We start from the raw sequence: 20,040 nt of genomic DNA on the forward strand, positions 1-20,040 counted from the left end.
TTCTGTTTCCCATCGCCACATTTCGCCAGAATTATCTACAGTAAAAGAGAGCCGTCATTGTCGACTGCAAATGAATAATTTGTGCGCTACTCAGCAGCCGCGGGAGAAAACGTGATGGACGATCTGGAGCAGAATTTGCTGTTTCGTTACATGGGTACGCATAGCCCCTGGTGGCGACTGACAGCAGACAGCAATGCTCTTCATCTTGCTGCCAGTGAAAGCGCTGACATCATTCAGGTGGTGGCGCTGAATGATGAGCAGGCCGCGCTGATCCGCCAGCTCACCGTGATAACCTCCAGCATTGCCATGACCCTGCCCTTGTACGGTGTGGACGTCCCCGTTCATCTTGTCGGCCGTAAAATTAACAAAAATGAGTGGGCAGGAACGGCATCAGCCTGGAACGATACTCCTTCCGTGGCGCGGGACCTGGCGCAGGGGCTCTCCTTCGCCGAACAGGTAGTGTCCGAGGCTAACTCCGTGATTGTGATCCTCGACCAGAACGGGAATATTCAGCGCTTCAACCGTTTAAGTGAAGAATATACGGGCCTGAAGGAACAGGAAGTTATCGGGCAAAACGTGTTCAAACTGTTTATGAGCCGTAGCGAAGCCGCGGCCTCCAAACGCAACATCACCGGTTTTTTTCGTAACGGCAGCTCGTACGAAGTTGAACGCTGGATCAAGACCCGCAAAGGGCAGCGCCTGTTTCTCTTCAGAAATAAATTTGTTCACAGCGGCAGCGGGAAAAATGAAATTTTCCTCATCTGTTCAGGTACTGATATAACCGAAGAGCGTCGGGCCCAGGAGCGCCTGCGCGTACTCGCCAATACGGATACGATTACCGGTTTGCCTAACCGAAACGCCATCCATGAGCTGATCTCCGATGCCATTGCCGCTCGGGGTGACACGCAGGTAGGCGTGGTTTATCTCGATCTGGATAACTTTAAAAAAGTGAACGATGCCTATGGGCATATGTTTGGCGACCAGCTGCTACAGGCCGTTGCGCTGGCGATCCTGAGCTGCCTGGACGAAGGACAAACCCTGGCGCGCCTGGGTGGGGATGAATTTATCGTGCTAGCCACCGATACCTCGCAGGGCGCGCTGGAAGCCATGGCATCGCGCATACTGACCCGACTTCGTCAGCCTTTCCGCATCGGGCTGATAGAGGTTTACACCGGCTGCTCGCTGGGCATCGCGCTTGCGCCCCAGCACGGTAACGATCGCGAAAGCGTCATTCGTAATGCCGACACCGCCATGTACACCGCCAAAGAAAATGGCCGGGGCAAATTCTGCGTCTTCTCGCCAGAGATGAACCAGCGCGTATTTGAATACCTGTGGCTGGATACCAACCTGCGTAAAGCACTGGATAACGATCAGCTGTTAATCCACTACCAGCCCAAAATAACCTGGCGCGGCGAAGTCAGAAGTCTGGAGGCGCTGGTGCGCTGGCAGTCCCCAGAGCGTGGCCTGATCCCGCCGATGGAGTTTATCTCCTATGCTGAGGAGTCAGGGCTGATTGTGCCCCTGGGCCGCTGGGTTATGCTTGATGTGGTGCGCCAGGTGGCAAAATGGCGCGACAAGGGGATCAACCTTCGCGTCGCGGTCAACGTCTCCGCCCGTCAGCTGGCGGACCAGACCATCTTCAGCGACCTGAAGCAGGCGCTGAAAGACCTGAATTTTGAATACTGCCCGATTGACGTGGAATTGACCGAAAGCTGTCTCATTGAAAATGAAGAGCTGGCCCTGTCAGTGATCCAGCAGTTTAGCCGCCTGGGAGCGCAAATTCACCTGGATGACTTTGGTACGGGGTACTCTTCCCTGTCGCAGCTGGCGCGCTTCCCTATCGATGCCATTAAGCTTGACCAGTCTTTCGTGCGGGACATTCATAAGCAGTCTATTTCACAGTCGCTGGTGCGTGCGATAGTCGCCGTGGCGCAGGCGTTAAATTTGCAGGTCATTGCTGAAGGGGTGGAAAGTGCAAAAGAAGACGCCTTTCTGACGAAGAATGGCGTCAACGAACGGCAGGGTTATCTTTTTGCTAAGCCCATGCCCGCTGCCGCATTCGAGCGATGGCTAAAGCGCTATCAGGCCAGAAATGTCCGTTAGCTGGCTTTGCGTAAGCCCGTCGCCTGATGGCGATTTTGCAGCATAACCAGCCGCTCCATGTAGGCGATATCCTTCGGTTCAAGGCAGAAGGCGGCATCAACCCAATCCTCGGTAATGTCCATCAGCTCGCTTCGCGGAAGTGGCAGCACGCGCGTACGTGCACGCAGCATGGCCCTTACGCCGTTGAGCTTCGGCTGTAGCGTGTCGATAAACGTCCGCACCGAAACATAGCTCTGTAACGGCTCGAATAAGAGATCCACAAGACCATACTGCTCATACCATTCCGCCGTATGCGTCTCACCTTTGTAGATCAGCGCCTCCGCCATTTTCATGCCGGCGCGACGCGCCACCAGTGAATAGCCGCCCATGCCCGGGAACAGATTGAACGCGATTTCCGGAAAGCCTAATCGGGCATCGCGCTGGGCCAGAATGAAATGATGCGCCAGCGCGGCTTCAAACCCGCCCCCTAACGCGCTTCCTTCCACCATAGCCAGCGTGACAGCTCCGGTATCAAACCCTCGCGAGGCGGCATGAACGCAGTCCACACAGGCCCGGGCATAGGCGCGTAACGCTTCGCGTCGGTTGTTTTTGATGCACTCAACGAAGAACTGTAAATCACCGCCGGTATTGTAGATGTCGGGGACCAGCGATCCGGTGACCCAAAAATCAACGACAAATCCGGACTGTCGAACCAGCCAGGAGAGATTCATGATCTCCTCGATCAGCGCATGATTGAAGCAAGGCCGTGGCGTGGCACGTAACATCATCCACACCGTACGCCGTTCGGCCTCATAATAAGCCGCCAGTTGAGTGAATCGTTCAGCATCAGTAAACAATGTGCAGGTTGTCTGGTTGATAACTGTCATAGTCGAATTCCTCTTATAAAAAAGCGCGTTGCGCGCAGTTTTAGACTAATCCACCCCTACAACCCGCAGCATACGGGGGCCAAATTTATCACTTTCATTTATGAACTTTGGTTATTGCATTTTTTACCTTCTCTTTTGAATCAATTTTCTGCATCATTGATAATATTAACTTTTCGCTTCAGGGTGAGCTTATGTCTAACATTGATGCAACAGCCGTGGCACAGCGTATTGATACTGTGCTGGATATTCTTGTCGCAGGCGATTATCACTCTGCTATCCGTAACCTTGAAATCCTCAAGTCTGAACTGCTGGCTGAGAACGGCGCTGATAACGCTCCAGAATCCACTCAACCTAAAGCCCCGTGGGAAGTGTAGCCACGTCGTTTCCGCCCTTGCCTTTTAAATGGATGCTATGAATTCCCGACAACAAATCATTTTGCAGATGGTGATCGATCAGGGACGCGTAAGCGTGGTCGATCTCGCTAAAGCCACCGGCGTTTCTGAAGTCACCATTCGTCAGGATCTGAATCTGCTGGAAAAACAGAGCTACCTGCGGCGTGCGCACGGATATGCCGTTCCACTGGACAGCGACGACGTCGAAACCCGCATGATGAACAATTATGCGCTCAAGCGGGAGCTGGCGGAGTTTGCTGCATCCTTAGTGAATAACGGTGAGACCGTCTTTATTGAAAATGGCAGCAGTAACGCTCTTCTGGCGCGCACGCTCGCCGATCAAAAAGACGTTACCATCATCACCGTAAGCAGCTATATCGCCCATCTGTTGAAGGAAACTCAGTGCGAGGTGATACTGCTGGGCGGCATTTACCAGAAGAAAAGCGAAAGCATGGTGGGGCCATTAACGCGTCAATATGTTCAGCAGGTTCACTTCAGTAAAGCATTCATTGGTATTGACGGCTGGCAGCCCGACACCGGCTTTACCGGTCGCGACATGATGCGTTCAGACGTGGTTAACGCAGTGCTCGCCAAAGAGTGTGAAGCGATAGTGCTGACCGACAGCTCTAAGTTTGGCGCCGTACACCCTTATACGATGGGTCCGGCTTCACGCTTCAGCCGTGTGATTACGGATGAGCGTTTGCGCGATGAATATCGCCAGCAATTAGAACAAGACGGCCTGACTGTCGATATTGTGAAAAAAACGGCCTGATTATCCTGCTGCGCCCGAATAATGGGCGCACTTAAACCTTTCTCTGAGAGTATTCCGACCCTGCCTTTAAGAGTTTTTACCTGTTGAAACCGTTCTAAACACGTAAAATTAATATTAGCGATATAACAGGAAGTGACTATCACCTGCGTGATGATGAAACGCCTGCGCGACCAGCTTTCACGGGAACAGAATTTAAGTATGGATATTGTCTATACTTAAAGTGCATTCCTTTCCGTGAATCGATAATTCAGGAGAAAGTATTATGACCTTTACCAGCAAAAAATTAGCCGCCGCTGTTCTGGCAATCACTGTAGCAATGTCCCTGAGCGCTTGCTCTAACTGGTCTAAACGTGACCGTAATACCGCGATTGGTGCCGGTGCTGGTGCGCTTGGTGGTGCAGTATTAACGGATGGTAGTACGCTGGGTACATTAGGTGGTGCTGCCGTAGGTGGTGTTATCGGTCACCAGGTGGGCAAATAATCACCATAACGGCTCTCACCGGTATAATAATATATTTTGTATTTTCAGGTCTGACTTACGCACGTAAAAAAAAGAGCCACGGCAATGTCCGTGGCTCATTTATTTTAGCCGCCCGCCAGTTTAACTTTCATTCCTTTGGCTTCCAGCAGCGTTTTAATTAAATCCCGTTTATCACCCTGAATCTCAATAATGCCGTCTTTTACTGCCCCACCGCATCCGCACTTCTTTTTAAGTTCAGCGGCGAGCTTTACCAGGTCTGCATCATCCAGATCAATGCCAGTGACAAGGCAAACCCCTTTACCTTTCCTGCCGCTGGTCTGGCGCTGAATTCGCACGATACTATCGCCTTTTGGACGTTCAGCTTTCTCTTTTGGCTCTTCAATGCGCCCGGTATCCGTTGAATAGACCAGACGACTGTTGGCGTCACGCATTATGCCCCCTTTTTCAGTGATGCATTAATCGCTTTCAGGGTCTCTGCCGGATGAGCGGATTGCGTCACCGGGCGACCAATCACCATATAGTCTACACCCGCGCTCAGCGCCTGCTCTGGCGTCATGATGCGTCGCTGATCCCCAGACTCGGTGCCTGCCGGACGGATGCCCGGCGTTACCAGTTTAAAGTCGCGGCCTAGCTCAGCTTTGAAGCGAACCGCCTCCTGAGCCGAACAGACCACGCCATCGAGACCACTCTGTTGCGTGAGGCGCGCCAGACGCTCCGCGTGTTCGGCAGGTGACAACGTCACACCCAGATCGCGCAGGTCGGATTCATCCATACTGGTCAGCACGGTGACGGCGATCAGAAGCGGAGCGTCATTACCAAACGGCACCAGCGCTTCGCGCGCAGCCGTCATCATGCGTGCCCCGCCGGATGAATGAACGTTAACCATCCACACGCCCAGTTCAGCCGCCGCAGCAACGGCGTGCGCAGTGGTATTTGGAATATCATGGAATTTCAGGTCGAGGAAAACGTCGAAGCCACGCTGGTGCAGATCGCGGACGATTGACGGTCCGAACAGCGTAAACATCTCTTTGCCTACTTTCAGACGGCAATCGCGGGGATCAATGCCATCAACAAAGGCCAGTGCGGCGTCACGGTTATTGTAATCCAGAGCGACAACTACGGGAGAATCGGTAACTACGCGGGAAGTGGAGGATGTAACAGACGTCATGACCAGCCCTTTTCGTCTATGGGCGCGCAGCGGCGCGGAACAGATAAACGGCGTGCATTCTACCTGCCCTCGGGGTAAATGAACAGAATCGAATGATTTTCCTGCCGAACCCCAGACCGCACGGTGCTGACGAAATCACTGCAACCATTAGTATGTTGTAACTAAAATGCGGCGTTTTAAAAAATCACTGCCCGTCCAGACCTCGGATTGGCTTAATGGTGGACCACGCCCGGCAGGAAGGGCAATGCCAGTAAAGCGAATAGGCGGTGAAGCCGCATTTCTGGCAGCGATAGCGCGGTTTGCTGCGCACCTGTTCACCCACCATGTCTCGCAGCACCATCAGGCTCTCTTTAGCGCGCCCTTCTTCTGCGTCATTAAGGTGGTAATCCATCAGCTTATGGAATACCCGCATGGTAGGATGACGCTGCAACTGACGGGTAATGTATACCTGGGCGGTATCACTCCCTTCGTGCTCTTCGACGACATCTGACAGCATCAGTTCGGCTGTGGCGCCGGTGTTTTCTTCAACGCAGCGACGCAGAAACGCAACCCACTCGTCCTGCTTACCTAACTGCTGATAGCAGGTTTGCAGCATTTCCAGCGTTTCGCTGACCAGCTCTTTGTCCTGGTCGATAACGCGAAGCAGGCTCTCCACGGCTTTGGCGTAATCACCGTTAGCCATAAAGACCCGCCCCATCATGATCGAGATGCGCGCGCTGTTGCGATCGGCCGCAGCGCCTTTCTTTAACAATGCCATGGCTTTATCCATGTCATCGCTACCCATCTGCTGGAGAGCCAGCTCGCAATAGAAGTGGGCAATTTCGACGCGTTGTTTGTCTTTACCGAGTTTGACCAGGCGTTCGGCGGTATCAATCGCTTTTTGCCAGTCGCTGGTGGCCTGATAGATTTGCAGAAGCTGCTGAAGCGCACCGATACGGAAGTCCGTCTCATCCACCAGCTGAGAGAACATATCCTCGGCGCGATCGTAAAGCCCCGCGGCCATGTAATCCCGCCCAAGTTGCTGCACGGCCAGCAACCGTTGCTCATAGGTCAACGAAGCGCTTTCCATCAGGGTCTGGTGGATACGAATGGCACGGTCAACCTCTCCGCGCGAGCGGAACAGGTTTCCCAGGGTGAGATGCGCCTCAACGGTGCCGGTATCCTCTTTAAGCATGTCGAGGAACAGATCCACCGCTTTGTCCTGCTGATTGCTCAGCAGGAAGTTCACCCCCGCTACGTAGTCACGGGAGAGTCGGTTTGCTTCATCCTGTTTTGTTTGTTGCGCGCTTCTGCGGCCCATATACCAGCCATAGGCTGCGGCGACAGGCAAAAGCAGAAACAACAACTCCAGCATATTCGATTATTCCTTGACTACCGGCACACCAGAGCTCGCCGGAATGTCAGACGCAGGCGTAAGTTGATGTTCAAGTCGTTTAATTTTACGTTCAGCGCGAACAAGAGAAACACGAACCTTAAGCCAGAACAGGCCGCATACAAGCCAGCCGATGATAAAACCCGCCGCGAATAACACCGCCAGCAGGCTCGACACCCGGTACTCGCCCTGCGCCAGCAGATAGTTAAAACTTACCTGTTGATCGTTTTGCGCGCCCAATGTGACTGAAATGACAAAAATCGCCAACACAAGTAAGAAAATGAGTAAATATTTCACATGACTTCCCGTTATGTGGTTCGAGCGTATAAAGCGTGTTCAACTCACTGCAATCAGCCTTATAAGCTACCATTTTAGTGGCGGGCGCGAAATGGAAAAAGTAACGCGCCCTACATGGATTTATGGTCAAAATGCGGAATATCAACCTTCAGGTTCCGCCAGACTCCCTTTCGGCTATTTCTTCCTTCTCTTCCGGCGGCGGCGTCAATGGTCCGCAAAAACGTTGTGCAAGCCAGGTCGCCAGCGTCACCAGTACCCACGAGATCAGCGTTGCCACCACCAAATCACGCGGCCAGTGCATCCCCAACAGCATCCGGCTGCCCATTACGCCTGTCGCCCAGACCAGCAAAATCGCAATCGTGAGGGTACGCCGACGCGGCCACAGCAGTCCCACGCCAAGTAGCGCCCAGCTGGCAGCAAACATCGTATGCCCGGAAGGAAACGCAAAGCCGGTCTCTTTTTGCCAGTGTTTGCGTAAAAAGGTCGGGATATCCTGCTGTTCTGCAAGCTGCTCCTTTACCAACGCACCGCGATCTTTACGCTTTAAATTGTAGAACTCATCCACCGGAACATGATGCGTTTTTTCCAGCCAGACGACGAAAGGACGGGGTTCCTGCACACGATCCTTGACCCACGACTTCACCCCTTGCCCGATAAGTATGGCGCCGCCGAGAATAGCGAACAGTACCAGCGCCGCGCGAAGGCGAAAGCGCAGGCACCACAGGAACCAGCCACAGAGCAGCACGTGCGTAATAATCCCCCACGGCTGGGTGACCGTCTCGGTTATCCAGTATAAGGCTTTCAGCCACGTCTCGTTTTGTCCGGGCTGCCACATCCAGCCGGAGAACCAAACGACCAGGGGTATAACGAGCAATACGGCAGCTCCTGCGGCCGTTCGTCTGGCAATTGAAAGCATGTCCTCTCCTTTTTCACTAAGCACCACAATCATAACTGAATTTCATCATTCTGGTGGATATGTCGGATTGTGCGTTTAACGTTTGTAAAGCGTGGTGGTGATTAGGTGAAGTTGCCGGGCTTGTGGCAAAATAGTCCGATACAGAAAGCATAATGGGGCAAAGGCACGAAACGTGTCAGCCTGGTCTGGAGAATCACATGCAGCTTAAACGTGTGGCAGAAGCCAAACTGCCAACCCCATGGGGCGATTTCCTGATGGTGGGTTTTGAAGAACTGGCAACCGGGCAAGATCACGTCGCCCTGGTGTTCGGCGACATTTCGGGGCAAACGCCGGTGCTGTCCCGCGTTCATTCAGAATGTCTGACCGGTGACGCGCTGTTCAGTCTGCGGTGCGACTGCGGTTTTCAGCTTGAAGCCGCCCTTTCTCATATCGCAGAGGAAGGACGTGGCGTTTTGCTGTATCACCGTCAGGAAGGTCGCAATATTGGACTGCTGAATAAAATCCGCGCCTACGCGTTGCAGGATCAGGGCTACGATACCGTCGAAGCGAACCATCAGCTCGGCTTTGCTGCTGACGAGCGCGATTTCACCCTGTGCGCGGATATGTTCAAGCTGCTGGGCGTGGACGAAGTGCGTCTGTTGACCAATAACCCGAAAAAAGTGGAAATCCTCACTGAAGCGGGCATCAATATTGTGGAACGCGTACCGCTGATTGTCGGCCGCAACCCGAAAAACGCGCACTACCTCGATACCAAAGCTGCCAAAATGGGGCATCTGCTGAGCGAGTAAACGCAAAACGCCCGGCACATGTGCCGGGCGAGTTTGATCAGTCCAGCATCTTACGAATCACATAATGTAAAATGCCGTCGTTCTGGTAATAGGTCAGCTCTGTTGCCGTATCAATACGACACCGGCAATCCAGCACTTCTGTCGTTCCATCTGCGCGCGTTAACTTCACCGGAACGGTTTTACCCGGTTGCAGATTTTGCAGACCGCTGATATCAATCTGCTCTTCCCCGGTCAAACCCAGCGTTTTACGCGTTACGCCCTGCGGGAACTCCAGCGGCAGGATCCCCATCCCGATCAGGTTTGAGCGGTGGATACGTTCAAAGGATTCGGCAATCACCACGCGAACCCCGAGCAGACGCGGACCTTTTGCCGCCCAGTCGCGACTGGAACCGGAGCCGTACTCTTTACCGGCAATAACGGCCAGCGGCGTACCCTGTTGCTGATACTTCATGGCTGCGTCATAAATTGAAATGACCTCTGTATCCGGCAGGTGGCGCGTCATACCCCCTTCCACGCCTGGGACCATTTCATTGCGAATGCGGATGTTGGCAAAGGTCCCGCGCATCATCACTTCGTGGTTACCGCGGCGCGAACCGTAGGAGTTGAAATCGCGACGTTCCACGCCACGACTTTGCAGATACCGACCTGCCGGACTGTCCGCCTTGATGCTACCCGCAGGGGAGATATGGTCGGTGGTGACGGAATCGCCCAGCATCGCCAGAATGCGCGCGCCGTGAATATCTTTCAGCGGTGCAGGCTCCGCCAGCATTTCGTCGAAGAATGGCGACAGGCGAATATAGGTGGAATCATCCTGCCAGTCATAGGTATCGGAACCCACCACGTCGATCGCTTTCCATTCCGCTGTGCCTTCGAACACTTCCGCATACTCTTTGCGGAACATCTCGGTGGAAACTTTCTCTACCGCGCGCGCAATTTCGCGCGATGATGGCCAGATGTCTTTCAGATAGACCGGTTCATTTTTGCGATCGTGACCAATCGGATCGGTCGCCAGGTTAATGTTCATGTTTCCGGCCAGCGCATAGGCTACAACCAGCGGCGGCGAGGCCAGCCAGTTGGTTTTCACCAGCGGATGAATACGCCCTTCAAAGTTTCGGTTACCGGAAAGTACCGCGCCAACGGTCAAATCCCCCTGCTTGATCGCCATTTCAATAGGTTCAGGCAGTGGACCAGAGTTACCGATGCAGGTCGTACAGCCGTAGCCCACCAGGTTAAAGCCCAGCTCGTCGAGGTAAGGCGTGAGTCTGGCCTGTGCCAGGTAATCGGATACCACTTTCGAACCAGGCGCCAGGGAGGCTTTAACCCAAGGCTGTGGCTTGAGCCCCAGCTCTACCGCTTTTTTTGCCAGCAGCCCGGCAGCCATTAACACACTCGGGTTGGACGTGTTGGTACAGGAAGTGATAGCGGCGATCACCACGGCGCCGTCAGGGAGCTGATACTGATGCCCGTTCAGAACATAGTCCACCGGACGGTGATCTTTTTGTGCGGCGTTAACTTCCAGCTCATTGCTGGCGGCAAAGGCTTTGGGAACGTTGCTCAGGGCGACGCGGTCCTGCGGACGTTTTGGCCCTGCGAGGCTTGCCTCAACGGTGCCCATATCCAGCTCCAGCGTACTGGTAAATACCGGCTCGTCACCCGGGTTACGCCACATGCCCTGCGCTTTGGTGTAGGCCTCAACGAGAGCCACCTGCTCCTCGCTGCGACCACTGAGGCGCATATACTCCAGCGTAACGCTATCAATCGGGAAAAAGCCGCAGGTCGCGCCATATTCCGGCGCCATGTTGGCGATGGTGGCCCGGTCCGCCAGCGGCAGTGAATCCAGACCATCGCCATAAAATTCAACGAATTTGCCCACCACGCCATGCTTACGCAGCATCTGGGTGACCGTCAGAACCAGATCCGTGGCGGTAATGCCTTCGGACAATTTACCGGTCAGCTTAAAGCCCACCACATCGGGAATGAGCATTGATACCGGCTGGCCGAGCATGGCCGCTTCCGCTTCAATACCACCGACGCCCCAGCCCAGAACGCCAAGGCCGTTAATCATGGTGGTGTGTGAATCGGTGCCCACCAGCGTATCAGGGTAAGCCACCCACTCTTTATCCTGCAATTCACTCCAGACGGCTTTGCCAAGATATTCCAGGTTGACCTGGTGACAAATGCCAGTGCCCGGTGGAACAACGCTGAAGCGGCTGAAAGCCTGCTGACCCCATTTCAGAAATACGTAGCGTTCATGGTTACGTTCCATCTCCAGACGGACGTTTTCGCCGAAAGCATCGTCGTCACCAAAGTGATCGACGGTGACGGAGTGGTCAATGACGAGGTCTACCGGGGACAAGGGGTTAACCTTAGCTGTATCGCCCCCGAGACGCTTAACGGCTTCACGCATAGCTGCCAAATCCACCACCGCTGGCACGCCAGTGAAATCCTGCATCAGCACCCTGGCCGGGCGATAGGCAATTTCTCTGTCTGCATGAGCATTTTTCAACCACCCTGCCAGAGCCTGGATATCCTCCTCGGTAACCGAGTCGCCATCCTGCCAGCGCAAGAGGTTTTCCAGTAAGACTTTCAACGACTTGGGTAACCGCGAAATGTCCCCAAGCGTTCTGGCAGCCAGCGGTAAGCTGTAGTAGCGCCAGGTTTTATTTTCCGCCTGTAATGTGTCCTTACTGGCTTCGCGTAGGGTTAACGACATAAGCTCCTCCTTAAAAACAGGGATGTCCTGACAATCATCAGGGCTGTAATTAAAGATAACACAAAGATGTCGTAACGTTTTGATAACAACCCAAATTGATAAATTTAGGAATGGTCTAACGCGAGGGATAAAACAAAAAACCCCGCCGTGGCGAGGTTTTACGATTTAGTGCAAGGCCAGCCAGAGGAGCTGACACCAGAAGAGGATCGACGCTGAGAATACGCCGAGCCATGACCAGTATTTTACGGTTGTCATGTTATTCATCATAGGGACACCAGACTTTAATTATTTAAGGTTGCGAGGTCTGCCCTCGTTCTATATTGCTGATGTGTATTTATTAAGGAGTACAAAAGTGCACGGTCTATATTCAGACTATTTGCATCATTACGCAAAAATCAAAATTATTGTTTTTTGGGTTCGTCTTCCGCGAACACATCAATAAAGGCCTGCTGCTGCGGCGTCAGTTTCCAGGAAGCTGGCACGCTGGTTGCTGGCGCCTTACGGGCTTTGTGAGCATTGTCACGAAGCTGACACATCTCTTTTCTCGCTTCTGTACGCACCGTCATGACCATAATCAACCCCAGTAATTCCAGACAAGAAGAGCAACCACCACCCAGAACAGGGCAGAGCCAAGAAAGACCGCCAGCCAGGCTTTACGCTTAAGCGCGGGATCCCTTTGCGGTTCTTCACTTCCTGACGGCATTGCTAACCTCATACAATCGATATCGCTTATCATTTAGAGACCAAACAATTGGCACAAGTAATCATCTGATGAGATAAATCCTAAAGAAACTTTAGCCGAAAAGCCAGTGAATTTACGTATCCGAGCCCGGGAAAATTCAATCTTTTGACCCGAAATAAATAATTGAAAAGAATAATTTGCACAGCTGTAAATTAGTTTCTACTTTTGTCGCAAATTTGCGACAGTAAAACCATAGTCATCAAATGGGTTATGACGATATATGACAGTGGGCGTAGATGATGATAATTCTAATTCAGGTTTAAAGCGGAATGACGGTATCTTTCCGCAAGAGAAAGATACCGGGAGTGATTATTTGGCGGGAAGTTTAATGTCTTTAAACATCTCTTCGATGTCTTCATTGGAGCGTAACGCCACAGCTGTATCCACCACATCGCGCGTTAAATGTGGCGCAAAGCGTTGAATAAAATCATACATATAGCTGCGCAGGAACGTGCTGCGACGAAAACCTATCTTGGTGGTGCTGTGACTGAAAATATCATGCGCATCCAGACGCACCAGATCCGGGTCTGAGACAGGATCCACCGCCATGCTGGCAATAACCCCAACGCCCAGGCCCAGACGCACATACGTTTTTATGACGTCCGCATCCGTCGCCGTAAAGACAATCCGTGGCGTTAATCCGGCGCGGTTAAACGCGGTGTCCAGTTCAGACCGGCCCGTAAAGCCGAACGTATAGGTCACCAGCGGGTATTGCGCCAGTTCTTCGATTGTCACTTCGCCCTTCCCCGCCAGCGGGTGATCCGGGGTCACGACAATAGAGCGGTTCCAGTGGTAGCACGGGAGCATGACCAAATCATCGTACAGATGGAGCGCTTCCGTCGCGATAGCGAAGTCTGCATTGCCTTTAGACACGGCCTCTGCGATTTGCGTCGGTGAGCCCTGATGCATATGCAGGGAAACGCGGGGATAGCGTTCTATGAAGCCTTTGATCACCCCGGGAAGCGCATAACGCGCCTGTGTATGCGTGGTGGCAATATACAGAGAGCCTTTATCCGGCCAGGTATGTTCCCCGGCGACGGATTTAATGGCGTCGACTTTGGAGAGCACTTCCCGTGCGATGCGTATGATTTCCTGTCCTGCCGGGGTGACCTGAGTCAGGTGCTTACCGCTGCGGGCAAATATCTGTATACCTAACTCATCCTCCAGCATACGCACCTGCTTACTGATGCCGGGCTGAGAGGTATAAAGACCTTCTGCGGTGGAAGAGACATTGAGGTTATGATTGACGACCTCAACGATATAGCGAAGCTGCTGTAATTTCATGCCAGACCATCCGATTTAGCGCATGCGTCAATCGCTTAAGACGATTTGATAATAAGAAACGGGTTAACTATAACCACTATATCATTTATAGCCAGGCTGTATAGTACGGAACAAAAAATAATAACTACGTAATAAAAAAGGGCCGGAAGTCCGGCCCTTTTACAGGTAAGTTACGGTAAGGGAAGATTATTTCTTGCCTTCAACCCATTTCCCGTCGACAAAGAAGGCTGACCATCCGGTCGCTTTGCCCTCTTTCTCTGCCGCCACGTACTGCTGCTTCGTTTTACGGCTGAAGCGCACCACGGTTTTGTTGCCTTCCGGATCCTGCTGTGGCGCATCGGCCAGGTAACGCAGTTTCTCCGGCAGACGGTCGCGGAAGCGGTACAGTTCTTCTACCAGCGGCGCACGGGTTTCGCGCGATTTCGGGAAGGTGTTGGCCGCCAGGAATACCCCGGCAGCGCCGTCACGCAGCACGAAATACGCGTCTGACTTCTCGCACGGCAGCTCAGGAAGCGGAACCGGATCTTCCTTTGGCGGCGCAACTTCACCGTTACGCAGGATCTTACGCGTGTTTTTACAGTCGTCGTTGGTGCATGCCATGTACTTACCGAAGCGTCCCATTTTCAGGTGCATTTCGGAACCACATTTCTCACACTCAACGATTGGACCGTCATAGCCCTTAATGCGGAACTCACCTTCTTCGATCTCATAACCATCGCAGGTCGGGTTATTGCCACAAACGTGCAATTTGCGTTTGGGATCGATCAGGTAGCTGTCCATCGCCGTGCCGCATTTCTTACAGCGGCGTTTGGCGCGCAGTGCGTTGGTCTCCGCATCGTCACCTTCCAGCACGTTGAGAACTTCGTTCTCCGGCACGAGGTTGATGGTGGTTTTGCAACGCTCTTTCGGCGACAGCGCATAGCCAGAGCAACCGAGGAACACGCCCGTGGTCGCGGTACGGATCCCCATTTTACGGCCGCAGGTTGGGCAGTCGATGCTCGTCAGTACCATCTGGTTAGGCAGCATGCCGCCCTCTTCAGGATCTTTCTCGGCTTTCTCAAGCTGATTGGTAAAATCGCTGAAGAAGCTGTCGAGAACTTTCTTCCACTCTGCCTTATGGCTGGCAACCTCATCGAGGCTGTCTTCCATCTGCGCGGTGAAGTCATAGTTCATCAACTCGCGGAAGTTCGCTTCCAGACGGTCGGTGACAATCTCACCCATTTTTTCAGCATAGAAACGACGGTTCTCGACGCGAACGTATCCACGATCCTGAATGGTCGAAATGATTGACGCATAGGTGGACGGGCGACCGATGCCGCGTTTTTCCAGCTCTTTCACCAGCGATGCTTCGCTGAAGCGCGCAGGTGGCTTGGTGAAGTGCTGAGCCGGGACCAGATCAACCAGCGACAGCTCGTCACCTTTGTTGACTGAAGGCAGCGTTCTGTCTTCATCACCTTTACGCAGCGCAGGCATCACTTTGGTCCAGCCGTCGAAGCGCAGAATACGGCCACGCGCTTTCAGGCGGAAGTCGCCTGCACCAACGGTCAGCGTGGTTGAGTCGTATTTCGCTGGCGTCATCTGGCAGGCCACGAACTGGCGCCAGATCAGCTGATACAGCTTCTGGGCGTCCGCTTCCATATCTTTCAGCGATTCTGCCAAGACGGAAACGTCAGAAGGACGAATCGCTTCGTGCGCTTCCTGAGAATTCTCTTTGCTGGCGTACTGATTAGGACTTTCCGGCAGGTATTTCTTACCGAAGTTGTCCTCGATATAGCCGCGCACCATGTTAACAGCGTCCTGGCTCAGGTTGGTGGAGTCAGTACGCATGTAGGTAATGTAACCCGCTTCATACAGACGCTGGGCCATCATCATGGTTTTCTTCACGCCGTAACCCAGACGCGTGCTTGCCGCCTGCTGGAGAGTTGACGTGATAAACGGAGCGCCAGGCTTGCTGCTGGTCGGTTTGTCTTCACGATCCAGAACCTGATAACGCGCTTTTTCCAGCAGCGCCACCGCGGCCATAGTCTGATCGCGATTCTCAGGACGGAACGGTTTGTCGTTGTGGTGACTCACCTGCAACGGCAGCGCATCGCCGCCCGGCGTGGTGACATTCGCATCCACTTCCCAGAACTCTTCCGGGACGAACGCTTTGATCTCGCGTTCACGCTCAACAACAAGACGAACAGCCACAGACTGCACACGCCCCGCAGACAGGCCGCGAGCGACCTTTTTCCACAGTAACGGCGAGACCATGTAGCCTACAACGCGGTCCATAAAGCGACGCGCCTGCTGAGCGTTAACACGGTCGATATTCAGTTCACCCGGCTTTTCAAACGCCTGACGAATCGCATTCTTTGTAATTTCGTTGAACACTACACGGCTGTAGCGTTTGTCATCACCCCCGATCACTTCCCGCAGGTGCCATGCAATGGCCTCCCCTTCGCGGTCAAGGTCGGTTGCGAGATAAATGTGGTCTGCTTTTTCAGCAAGCTGTTTCAGCTCGTTAACGACTTTTTCTTTGCCTGGCAGCACTTCGTAATGTGCATCCCAGTTGTGCCATGGGTTAACACCCATGCGGTTGACAAGCGCGCTACGTTCATCCTTTTTAGGCTTTTTAGCCCCTTTGGTGGAGGTAGAGTCTGCGCTCTTTTTGCTGGCTGAGCCACTGGTCGGCAAATCGCGAATGTGACCAACGCTGGACTTAACCACGTAGTCATTGCCCAGATATTTATTGATCGTTTTGGCTTTTGCCGGGGACTCAACGATGACGAGAGCTTTACCCATATTCACCTTTACCTAATTTAATTCTTCCAGGAATACGCCGCACGTTGATTTCCCTTCCGCTGACGACGAGCCATTGATATTGCGACATCGTCAGGGGATATCAACCCCTATGTGTTACCGAACGTCAGAATGGCGACATCCAGGTCATTGAGTTTTCGGGTATTTTTCTCACATCAAAGTTCATTCGTGACGAATTCCCGGTCGAATGTCAAGCAATTCTGTTGCCAGAATGACGAAAGCGCACACTGTACCTGATAAAATTCGTTACGCAACTTTATTAGCATGCAAAAGCAAATCCCGCCAGCCAGCCCCTGTTTCTTATCCCCTCGGATAACAGGGAAAATTTGCCCCCGAAGCGACCCAGGCGTAGACTATTGTCACTGTTTAAGGAGTGGAATATGCAGAATACGACCCAACCCATTGACCGAGCTTCATTGCTTATCGAAGCAAACAAACTCATTCGCGACCATGAAGACACCCTGGCGGGAATTGAAGCGACTGGCGTGGAACAACGTAATGGCGTGCTGGTGTTCAGCGGTGAATACTTCCTTGATGAACAAGGGCTACCCACCCCGAAAAGCACCGCCGTGTTTAACATGTTTAAATACCTGGCGCATACCCTCTCAGAGAAGTACCACCTGGTCGATTAAAACGAAAACGCGAGGCATCTGCCTCGCGTTTTTCTTTACAGCAGCGGCTTTTGTCCGCGCTGCAACCAGCGTAGCAGCAGGCGATCCGCGCTTTCTGCCGCGCTATTGGTAAAACGGTCGAGCAGGCGCTTGCGTCGGGTGAAGCGCACCCCCACCAGCTCACGGCCTTCCATCAGGTTGAGCAGGAGGTCATCGCTGGTACCCACTTCATCCACCAGCCCTTTCTCCTGCGCCTGCGTGCCGTACCAGTGTTCGCCCGTAGCCACCTGCTCAATGTCCAGCGTTGGGCGCATGCGGTGCACGAAATCTTTGAACAGATGGTGGGTTTCGTTCAGATCTTCCCGGAATTTCTGCCGTCCCTCTTCGGTATTTTCGCCGAGCAGCGTCAGCGTACGTTTGTACTGACCCGCCGTATGCAGTTCGATGTCGATCTCTTTATTTTTCAGGAAACGATTGAAGTTAGGGATCTGCGCGACCACCCCAATCGAGCCGATAATGGAGAACGGTGCCGCGACGATTTTATCCGCCACGCACGCCATCATATAGCCGCCACTCGCCGCGACCTTATCTACCGCAACGGTGAGTGGGATCTGTTTATCCCGCAGACGTTGTAACTGCGAAGCCGCCAGTCCATACCCATGCACTACGCCGCCCGGGCTTTCAAGGCGTACCACCACCTGATCCTGGGCTGTCGCCACGGCCAGCACCGCCGTCACTTCTTCACGCAGAGAGGAGACTTCATGCGCATCCATGCTACCTTTAAAATCGAGCACATAGACGCGCGGTTTTGCGTCAGCCTGTGGCGTGGCGAGCTTAGCTTTCGCCTTCGCGGCTTTGGCGTCCTGCTTATGTTTTTTCTTCTGGGCTTTTAGCCACAGCTTCTGTTGATGATCGTCAAGCAGCGCCAGAGACATCTCCTCCTGCATCTCTTTATACTGCTCGCTCAGGCGGGTAATGCGTAACTCACCACGCTGACGCTTACGCTGCGTCAGGTTGACAATCAGGACGGCAATCACCGCGACAGCAATAACCACCGTCGCGATTTTGGCCAAAAACAACCCATACTGAGAAAGTAATTCCACGCGTTCCACCTTGATTTAACCACGAATCTTTCACGCCAGTGTACAACAGCCCTGCGCAGGCGTCTCGCTCTGGACATTACCTCTGCGAGGCGGCTTCAGAAATCCCCCGCTTCTGGTTTAAATCTTTGCAAATTGTTAATTTCCCAGCGTTCTGTCCTGTAGACTGATTGAATTCTGACGCTGTTTCGGGCATAAAGCCGAAAAGTCATAAATAAAGGTGCAAGTCACGCCCAATGCGCCTGAGGAGCCACCGTGCATTATCAGCCACAAAAAAACCTTCTACAGAACCGCATCATTCTGGTTACCGGTGCCAGCGACGGGATTGGTCGCGAAGCGGCGCTGACCTATTCTGAATACGGTGCGAGCCTTATTCTGCTGGGACGTAATGAAGAAAAGCTCAAGGCCGTCGCCCGTGAAATCGAAAACGCCGGCGGTACCCCCACGCCCTGGTATACGCTCGATCTGCTGACCTGCACGCCAGCGTCATGTCAGGCCCTTGCCCAGCGGATCAGCACACATTATCCGCGTCTGGACGGCGTACTGCACAACGCGGGGTTACTGGGCGAAGTGCGCCCGATGGATGAACAGGATCCGGAAATTTGGCAGCAGGTGATGCAGGTTAACGTCAACGGGACGTTTTTCCTGACCCAGGCCTTGCTTCCTTTATTACTCAACTCCGATTCCGGCTCGCTGGTATTTACCTCCTCCAGCGTGGGGCGTCAGGGGCGTGCGAACTGGGGGGCTTACGCCGTCTCAAAATTTGCCACCGAAGGAATGATGCAGGTGCTGGCCGAAGAGTACCAAAGCCGCCACCTGCGGGTTAACTGTATTAATCCAGGCGGTACGCGCACCAAAATGCGCGCCAGCGCCTTCCCGACAGAAGATCCGCAGAAGCTTAAAACCCCGGCCGATATCATGCCCCTTTACCTGTGGCTGATGGGTGACGACAGCCGTCGCAAAACCGGAATGACCTTCGATGCCCAGCCAGGCCGCAAACCGGGGATATCGCAATGAGTGATGATCGTCATCAGCAGCGCCAGCAGCGTCTGAAAGAACAGGTTGATGCACGCGTGGCGGCCGCTCAGGACGAGCGCGGTATCCTAATCGTGTTCACCGGCAACGGCAAAGGTAAAACCACCGCCGCATTTGGGACCGCCACCCGCGCAGTCGGGCATGGGCAGAAAGTGGGCGTGATCCAGTTTATCAAGGGTGAATGGCCCAACGGCGAGCGTAATCTGCTCGAGCCGCATGGCGTTGAGTTTCAGGTAATGGCAACCGGTTTTACCTGGGATACCCAGAACCGGGAAACCGATACCGCAGCCTGCCTCGCCGTCTGGGAGCATGCCAAAAGAATGCTTTCAGACCCGTCGCTGAACATGGTGTTGCTGGATGAGATCACCTATATGGTGGCGTATGACTACCTGCCGCTGGAAGCCGTGCTGGAGGCCCTCAGGAACCGCCCTGCACACCAGACGGCGATCGTCACGGGGCGCGGGTGTCATCGGGACATTCTGGAGCTGGCCGATACCGTCAGCGAGCTGCGTCCGGTTAAGCATGCGTTCGATGCGGGTATCAAAGCGCAAATTGGGATTGATTACTGAAAAAAAAGCCCGGTATATTCACCGGGCTT

Annotated in this window: 21 protein-coding genes; 8 read left to right on the forward strand and 13 right to left on the reverse strand. The window is 53.5% G+C overall.

What is annotated here, in order from left to right:
* The first annotated feature begins 111 nt into the window (after positions 1 to 111).
* Positions 112 to 2,103, forward strand: a complete 1,992-nt coding sequence (gene pdeR, locus IMQ56_RS15345) for a cyclic di-GMP phosphodiesterase (RefSeq protein WP_196064013.1) — start codon at positions 112 to 114, stop codon at positions 2,101 to 2,103.
* Here the strand turns inward: pdeR and IMQ56_RS15350 are convergent.
* Complete coding sequence (locus IMQ56_RS15350; protein WP_017384209.1) at positions 2,100 to 2,969, reverse strand: crotonase/enoyl-CoA hydratase family protein; 870 nt, start codon at positions 2,967 to 2,969, stop codon at positions 2,100 to 2,102. The genes pdeR and IMQ56_RS15350 overlap by 4 nt on opposite strands.
* 191 nt (positions 2,970 to 3,160) lie before the next feature.
* On the opposite strand from IMQ56_RS15350, the gene IMQ56_RS15355 reads away from it, so the two are divergent.
* The 3 genes from IMQ56_RS15355 (at position 3,161) to osmB (ending at position 4,614) form a co-directional block, all read left to right on the forward strand.
* Positions 3,161 to 3,343, forward strand: coding sequence for a hypothetical protein (locus tag IMQ56_RS15355; RefSeq protein ID WP_003856825.1), 183 nt, complete (start codon positions 3,161 to 3,163; stop codon positions 3,341 to 3,343).
* 37 nt (positions 3,344 to 3,380) lie between these two features.
* On the forward strand, positions 3,381 to 4,133 hold the full coding sequence (locus tag IMQ56_RS15360) for a DNA-binding transcriptional regulator YciT (RefSeq protein WP_017384211.1): 753 nt from the start codon (positions 3,381 to 3,383) through the stop codon (positions 4,131 to 4,133).
* Positions 4,134 to 4,395: 262 nt separating this feature from the next.
* A complete protein-coding gene (gene osmB / locus IMQ56_RS15365; protein ID WP_017384212.1) occupies positions 4,396 to 4,614 on the forward strand; it encodes an osmotically-inducible lipoprotein OsmB in 219 nt (72 codons plus the stop codon).
* A gap of 104 nt (positions 4,615 to 4,718) precedes the next feature.
* Here osmB and yciH read toward each other — a convergent pair whose 3' ends face one another.
* The 5 genes from yciH to pgpB form a co-directional block, all read right to left on the reverse strand.
* On the reverse strand, positions 4,719 to 5,045 hold the full coding sequence (gene yciH, locus IMQ56_RS15370) for a stress response translation initiation inhibitor YciH (protein WP_063945902.1): 327 nt from the start codon (positions 5,043 to 5,045) through the stop codon (positions 4,719 to 4,721).
* Positions 5,045 to 5,782, reverse strand: a complete 738-nt coding sequence (gene pyrF, locus IMQ56_RS15375) for an orotidine-5'-phosphate decarboxylase (protein ID WP_196063935.1) — start codon at positions 5,780 to 5,782, stop codon at positions 5,045 to 5,047. Before pyrF ends, yciH begins: the two co-directional genes overlap by 1 nt.
* 184 nt (positions 5,783 to 5,966) lie before the next feature.
* On the reverse strand, positions 5,967 to 7,136 hold the full coding sequence (gene lapB, locus IMQ56_RS15380) for a lipopolysaccharide assembly protein LapB (RefSeq protein WP_003856819.1): 1,170 nt from the start codon (positions 7,134 to 7,136) through the stop codon (positions 5,967 to 5,969).
* 6 nt (positions 7,137 to 7,142) lie between these two features.
* Positions 7,143 to 7,451, reverse strand: coding sequence for a LapA family protein (locus IMQ56_RS15385; protein ID WP_063151437.1), 309 nt, complete (start codon positions 7,449 to 7,451; stop codon positions 7,143 to 7,145).
* A gap of 148 nt (positions 7,452 to 7,599) precedes the next feature.
* Complete coding sequence (gene pgpB / locus IMQ56_RS15390; protein ID WP_003856815.1) at positions 7,600 to 8,367, reverse strand: phosphatidylglycerophosphatase B; 768 nt, start codon at positions 8,365 to 8,367, stop codon at positions 7,600 to 7,602.
* A gap of 197 nt (positions 8,368 to 8,564) precedes the next feature.
* Here pgpB and ribA point away from each other — a divergent pair, with 197 nt between their 5' ends.
* Positions 8,565 to 9,155, forward strand: a complete 591-nt coding sequence (gene ribA, locus IMQ56_RS15395; RefSeq protein ID WP_003856813.1) for a GTP cyclohydrolase II — start codon at positions 8,565 to 8,567, stop codon at positions 9,153 to 9,155.
* 37 nt (positions 9,156 to 9,192) lie between these two features.
* Here ribA and acnA read toward each other — a convergent pair whose 3' ends face one another.
* The 6 genes from acnA to topA all read right to left on the reverse strand — a co-directional run bounded on the left by acnA (position 9,193) and on the right by topA (position 16,678).
* Complete coding sequence (acnA, locus tag IMQ56_RS15400; protein WP_017693321.1) at positions 9,193 to 11,868, reverse strand: aconitate hydratase AcnA; 2,676 nt, start codon at positions 11,866 to 11,868, stop codon at positions 9,193 to 9,195.
* Positions 11,869 to 12,033: 165 nt separating this feature from the next.
* A complete protein-coding gene (gene ymiC / locus IMQ56_RS23025) occupies positions 12,034 to 12,132 on the reverse strand; it encodes a small membrane protein YmiC (RefSeq protein WP_032103392.1) in 99 nt (32 codons plus the stop codon).
* Positions 12,133 to 12,269: 137 nt separating this feature from the next.
* Complete coding sequence (locus IMQ56_RS15405; RefSeq protein ID WP_162183706.1) at positions 12,270 to 12,434, reverse strand: hypothetical protein; 165 nt, start codon at positions 12,432 to 12,434, stop codon at positions 12,270 to 12,272.
* Between the two features lie 8 nt (positions 12,435 to 12,442).
* The gene (locus IMQ56_RS15410; protein WP_213083754.1) at positions 12,443 to 12,583 is read right to left on the reverse strand and encodes a YmiA family putative membrane protein; all 141 of its coding nucleotides are present in this window, start codon (positions 12,581 to 12,583) and stop codon (positions 12,443 to 12,445) included.
* Positions 12,584 to 12,919: 336 nt separating this feature from the next.
* Entirely contained in the window at positions 12,920 to 13,894 is a 975-nt protein-coding gene (cysB, locus tag IMQ56_RS15415; RefSeq protein ID WP_006810844.1) for an HTH-type transcriptional regulator CysB, read from the reverse strand.
* A gap of 186 nt (positions 13,895 to 14,080) precedes the next feature.
* Positions 14,081 to 16,678 carry a type I DNA topoisomerase gene (topA, locus tag IMQ56_RS15420; RefSeq protein WP_015570386.1) on the reverse strand — a complete coding sequence of 866 codons (2,598 nt, stop codon included), beginning with the start codon at positions 16,676 to 16,678 and terminating at the stop codon, positions 14,081 to 14,083.
* A gap of 398 nt (positions 16,679 to 17,076) precedes the next feature.
* Here topA and IMQ56_RS15425 point away from each other — a divergent pair, with 398 nt between their 5' ends.
* The gene (locus IMQ56_RS15425; RefSeq protein WP_003856804.1) at positions 17,077 to 17,328 is read left to right on the forward strand and encodes a YciN family protein; all 252 of its coding nucleotides are present in this window, start codon (positions 17,077 to 17,079) and stop codon (positions 17,326 to 17,328) included.
* 35 nt (positions 17,329 to 17,363) lie between these two features.
* Here IMQ56_RS15425 and sohB read toward each other — a convergent pair whose 3' ends face one another.
* On the reverse strand, positions 17,364 to 18,410 hold the full coding sequence (sohB, locus tag IMQ56_RS15430; RefSeq protein ID WP_023296716.1) for a protease SohB: 1,047 nt from the start codon (positions 18,408 to 18,410) through the stop codon (positions 17,364 to 17,366).
* A gap of 252 nt (positions 18,411 to 18,662) precedes the next feature.
* On the opposite strand from sohB, the gene IMQ56_RS15435 reads away from it, so the two are divergent.
* Both IMQ56_RS15435 and cobO read left to right on the forward strand, forming a co-directional pair.
* A complete protein-coding gene (locus IMQ56_RS15435; RefSeq protein WP_017384219.1) occupies positions 18,663 to 19,424 on the forward strand; it encodes a YciK family oxidoreductase in 762 nt (253 codons plus the stop codon).
* A complete protein-coding gene (gene cobO, locus IMQ56_RS15440) occupies positions 19,421 to 20,011 on the forward strand; it encodes a cob(I)yrinic acid a,c-diamide adenosyltransferase (protein WP_015570385.1) in 591 nt (196 codons plus the stop codon). Before IMQ56_RS15435 ends, cobO begins: the two co-directional genes overlap by 4 nt.
* Positions 20,012 to 20,040 lie beyond the last annotated feature (29 nt).

The sequence above is a fragment of the Enterobacter sp. Res13-Sevr-PEC09-46 genome, assembly GCF_015672585.1.
Classification (GTDB): domain Bacteria; phylum Pseudomonadota; class Gammaproteobacteria; order Enterobacterales; family Enterobacteriaceae; genus Enterobacter; species Enterobacter hormaechei_C.

Excerpts from the sequence above, each read along its gene's own strand:
- IMQ56_RS15360 (WP_017384211.1), top strand. The coding sequence starts at position 3,381 with ATGAATTCCCGACAACAAATCATTTTGCAGATGGTGATCGATCAGGGA.
- acnA (WP_017693321.1), bottom strand. The coding sequence starts at position 11,868 with ATGTCGTTAACCCTACGCGAAGCCAGTAAGGACACATTACAGGCGGAA.
- ribA (WP_003856813.1), top strand. The coding sequence starts at position 8,565 with ATGCAGCTTAAACGTGTGGCAGAAGCCAAACTGCCAACCCCATGGGGC.
- pyrF (WP_196063935.1), bottom strand. The coding sequence starts at position 5,782 with ATGACGTCTGTTACATCCTCCACTTCCCGCGTAGTTACCGATTCTCCC.
- IMQ56_RS15350 (WP_017384209.1), bottom strand. The coding sequence starts at position 2,969 with ATGACAGTTATCAACCAGACAACCTGCACATTGTTTACTGATGCTGAA.
- cobO (WP_015570385.1), top strand. The coding sequence starts at position 19,421 with ATGAGTGATGATCGTCATCAGCAGCGCCAGCAGCGTCTGAAAGAACAG.
- ymiC (WP_032103392.1), bottom strand. The coding sequence starts at position 12,132 with ATGAATAACATGACAACCGTAAAATACTGGTCATGGCTCGGCGTATTC.
- pgpB (WP_003856815.1), bottom strand. The coding sequence starts at position 8,367 with ATGCTTTCAATTGCCAGACGAACGGCCGCAGGAGCTGCCGTATTGCTC.
- yciH (WP_063945902.1), bottom strand. The coding sequence starts at position 5,045 with ATGCGTGACGCCAACAGTCGTCTGGTCTATTCAACGGATACCGGGCGC.
- topA (WP_015570386.1), bottom strand. The coding sequence starts at position 16,678 with ATGGGTAAAGCTCTCGTCATCGTTGAGTCCCCGGCAAAAGCCAAAACG.
- IMQ56_RS15355 (WP_003856825.1), top strand. The coding sequence starts at position 3,161 with ATGTCTAACATTGATGCAACAGCCGTGGCACAGCGTATTGATACTGTG.
- IMQ56_RS15410 (WP_213083754.1), bottom strand. The coding sequence starts at position 12,583 with ATGAGGTTAGCAATGCCGTCAGGAAGTGAAGAACCGCAAAGGGATCCC.
- cysB (WP_006810844.1), bottom strand. The coding sequence starts at position 13,894 with ATGAAATTACAGCAGCTTCGCTATATCGTTGAGGTCGTCAATCATAAC.
- IMQ56_RS15405 (WP_162183706.1), bottom strand. The coding sequence starts at position 12,434 with ATGACGGTGCGTACAGAAGCGAGAAAAGAGATGTGTCAGCTTCGTGAC.
- lapB (WP_003856819.1), bottom strand. The coding sequence starts at position 7,136 with ATGCTGGAGTTGTTGTTTCTGCTTTTGCCTGTCGCCGCAGCCTATGGC.
- osmB (WP_017384212.1), top strand. The coding sequence starts at position 4,396 with ATGACCTTTACCAGCAAAAAATTAGCCGCCGCTGTTCTGGCAATCACT.
- IMQ56_RS15425 (WP_003856804.1), top strand. The coding sequence starts at position 17,077 with ATGCAGAATACGACCCAACCCATTGACCGAGCTTCATTGCTTATCGAA.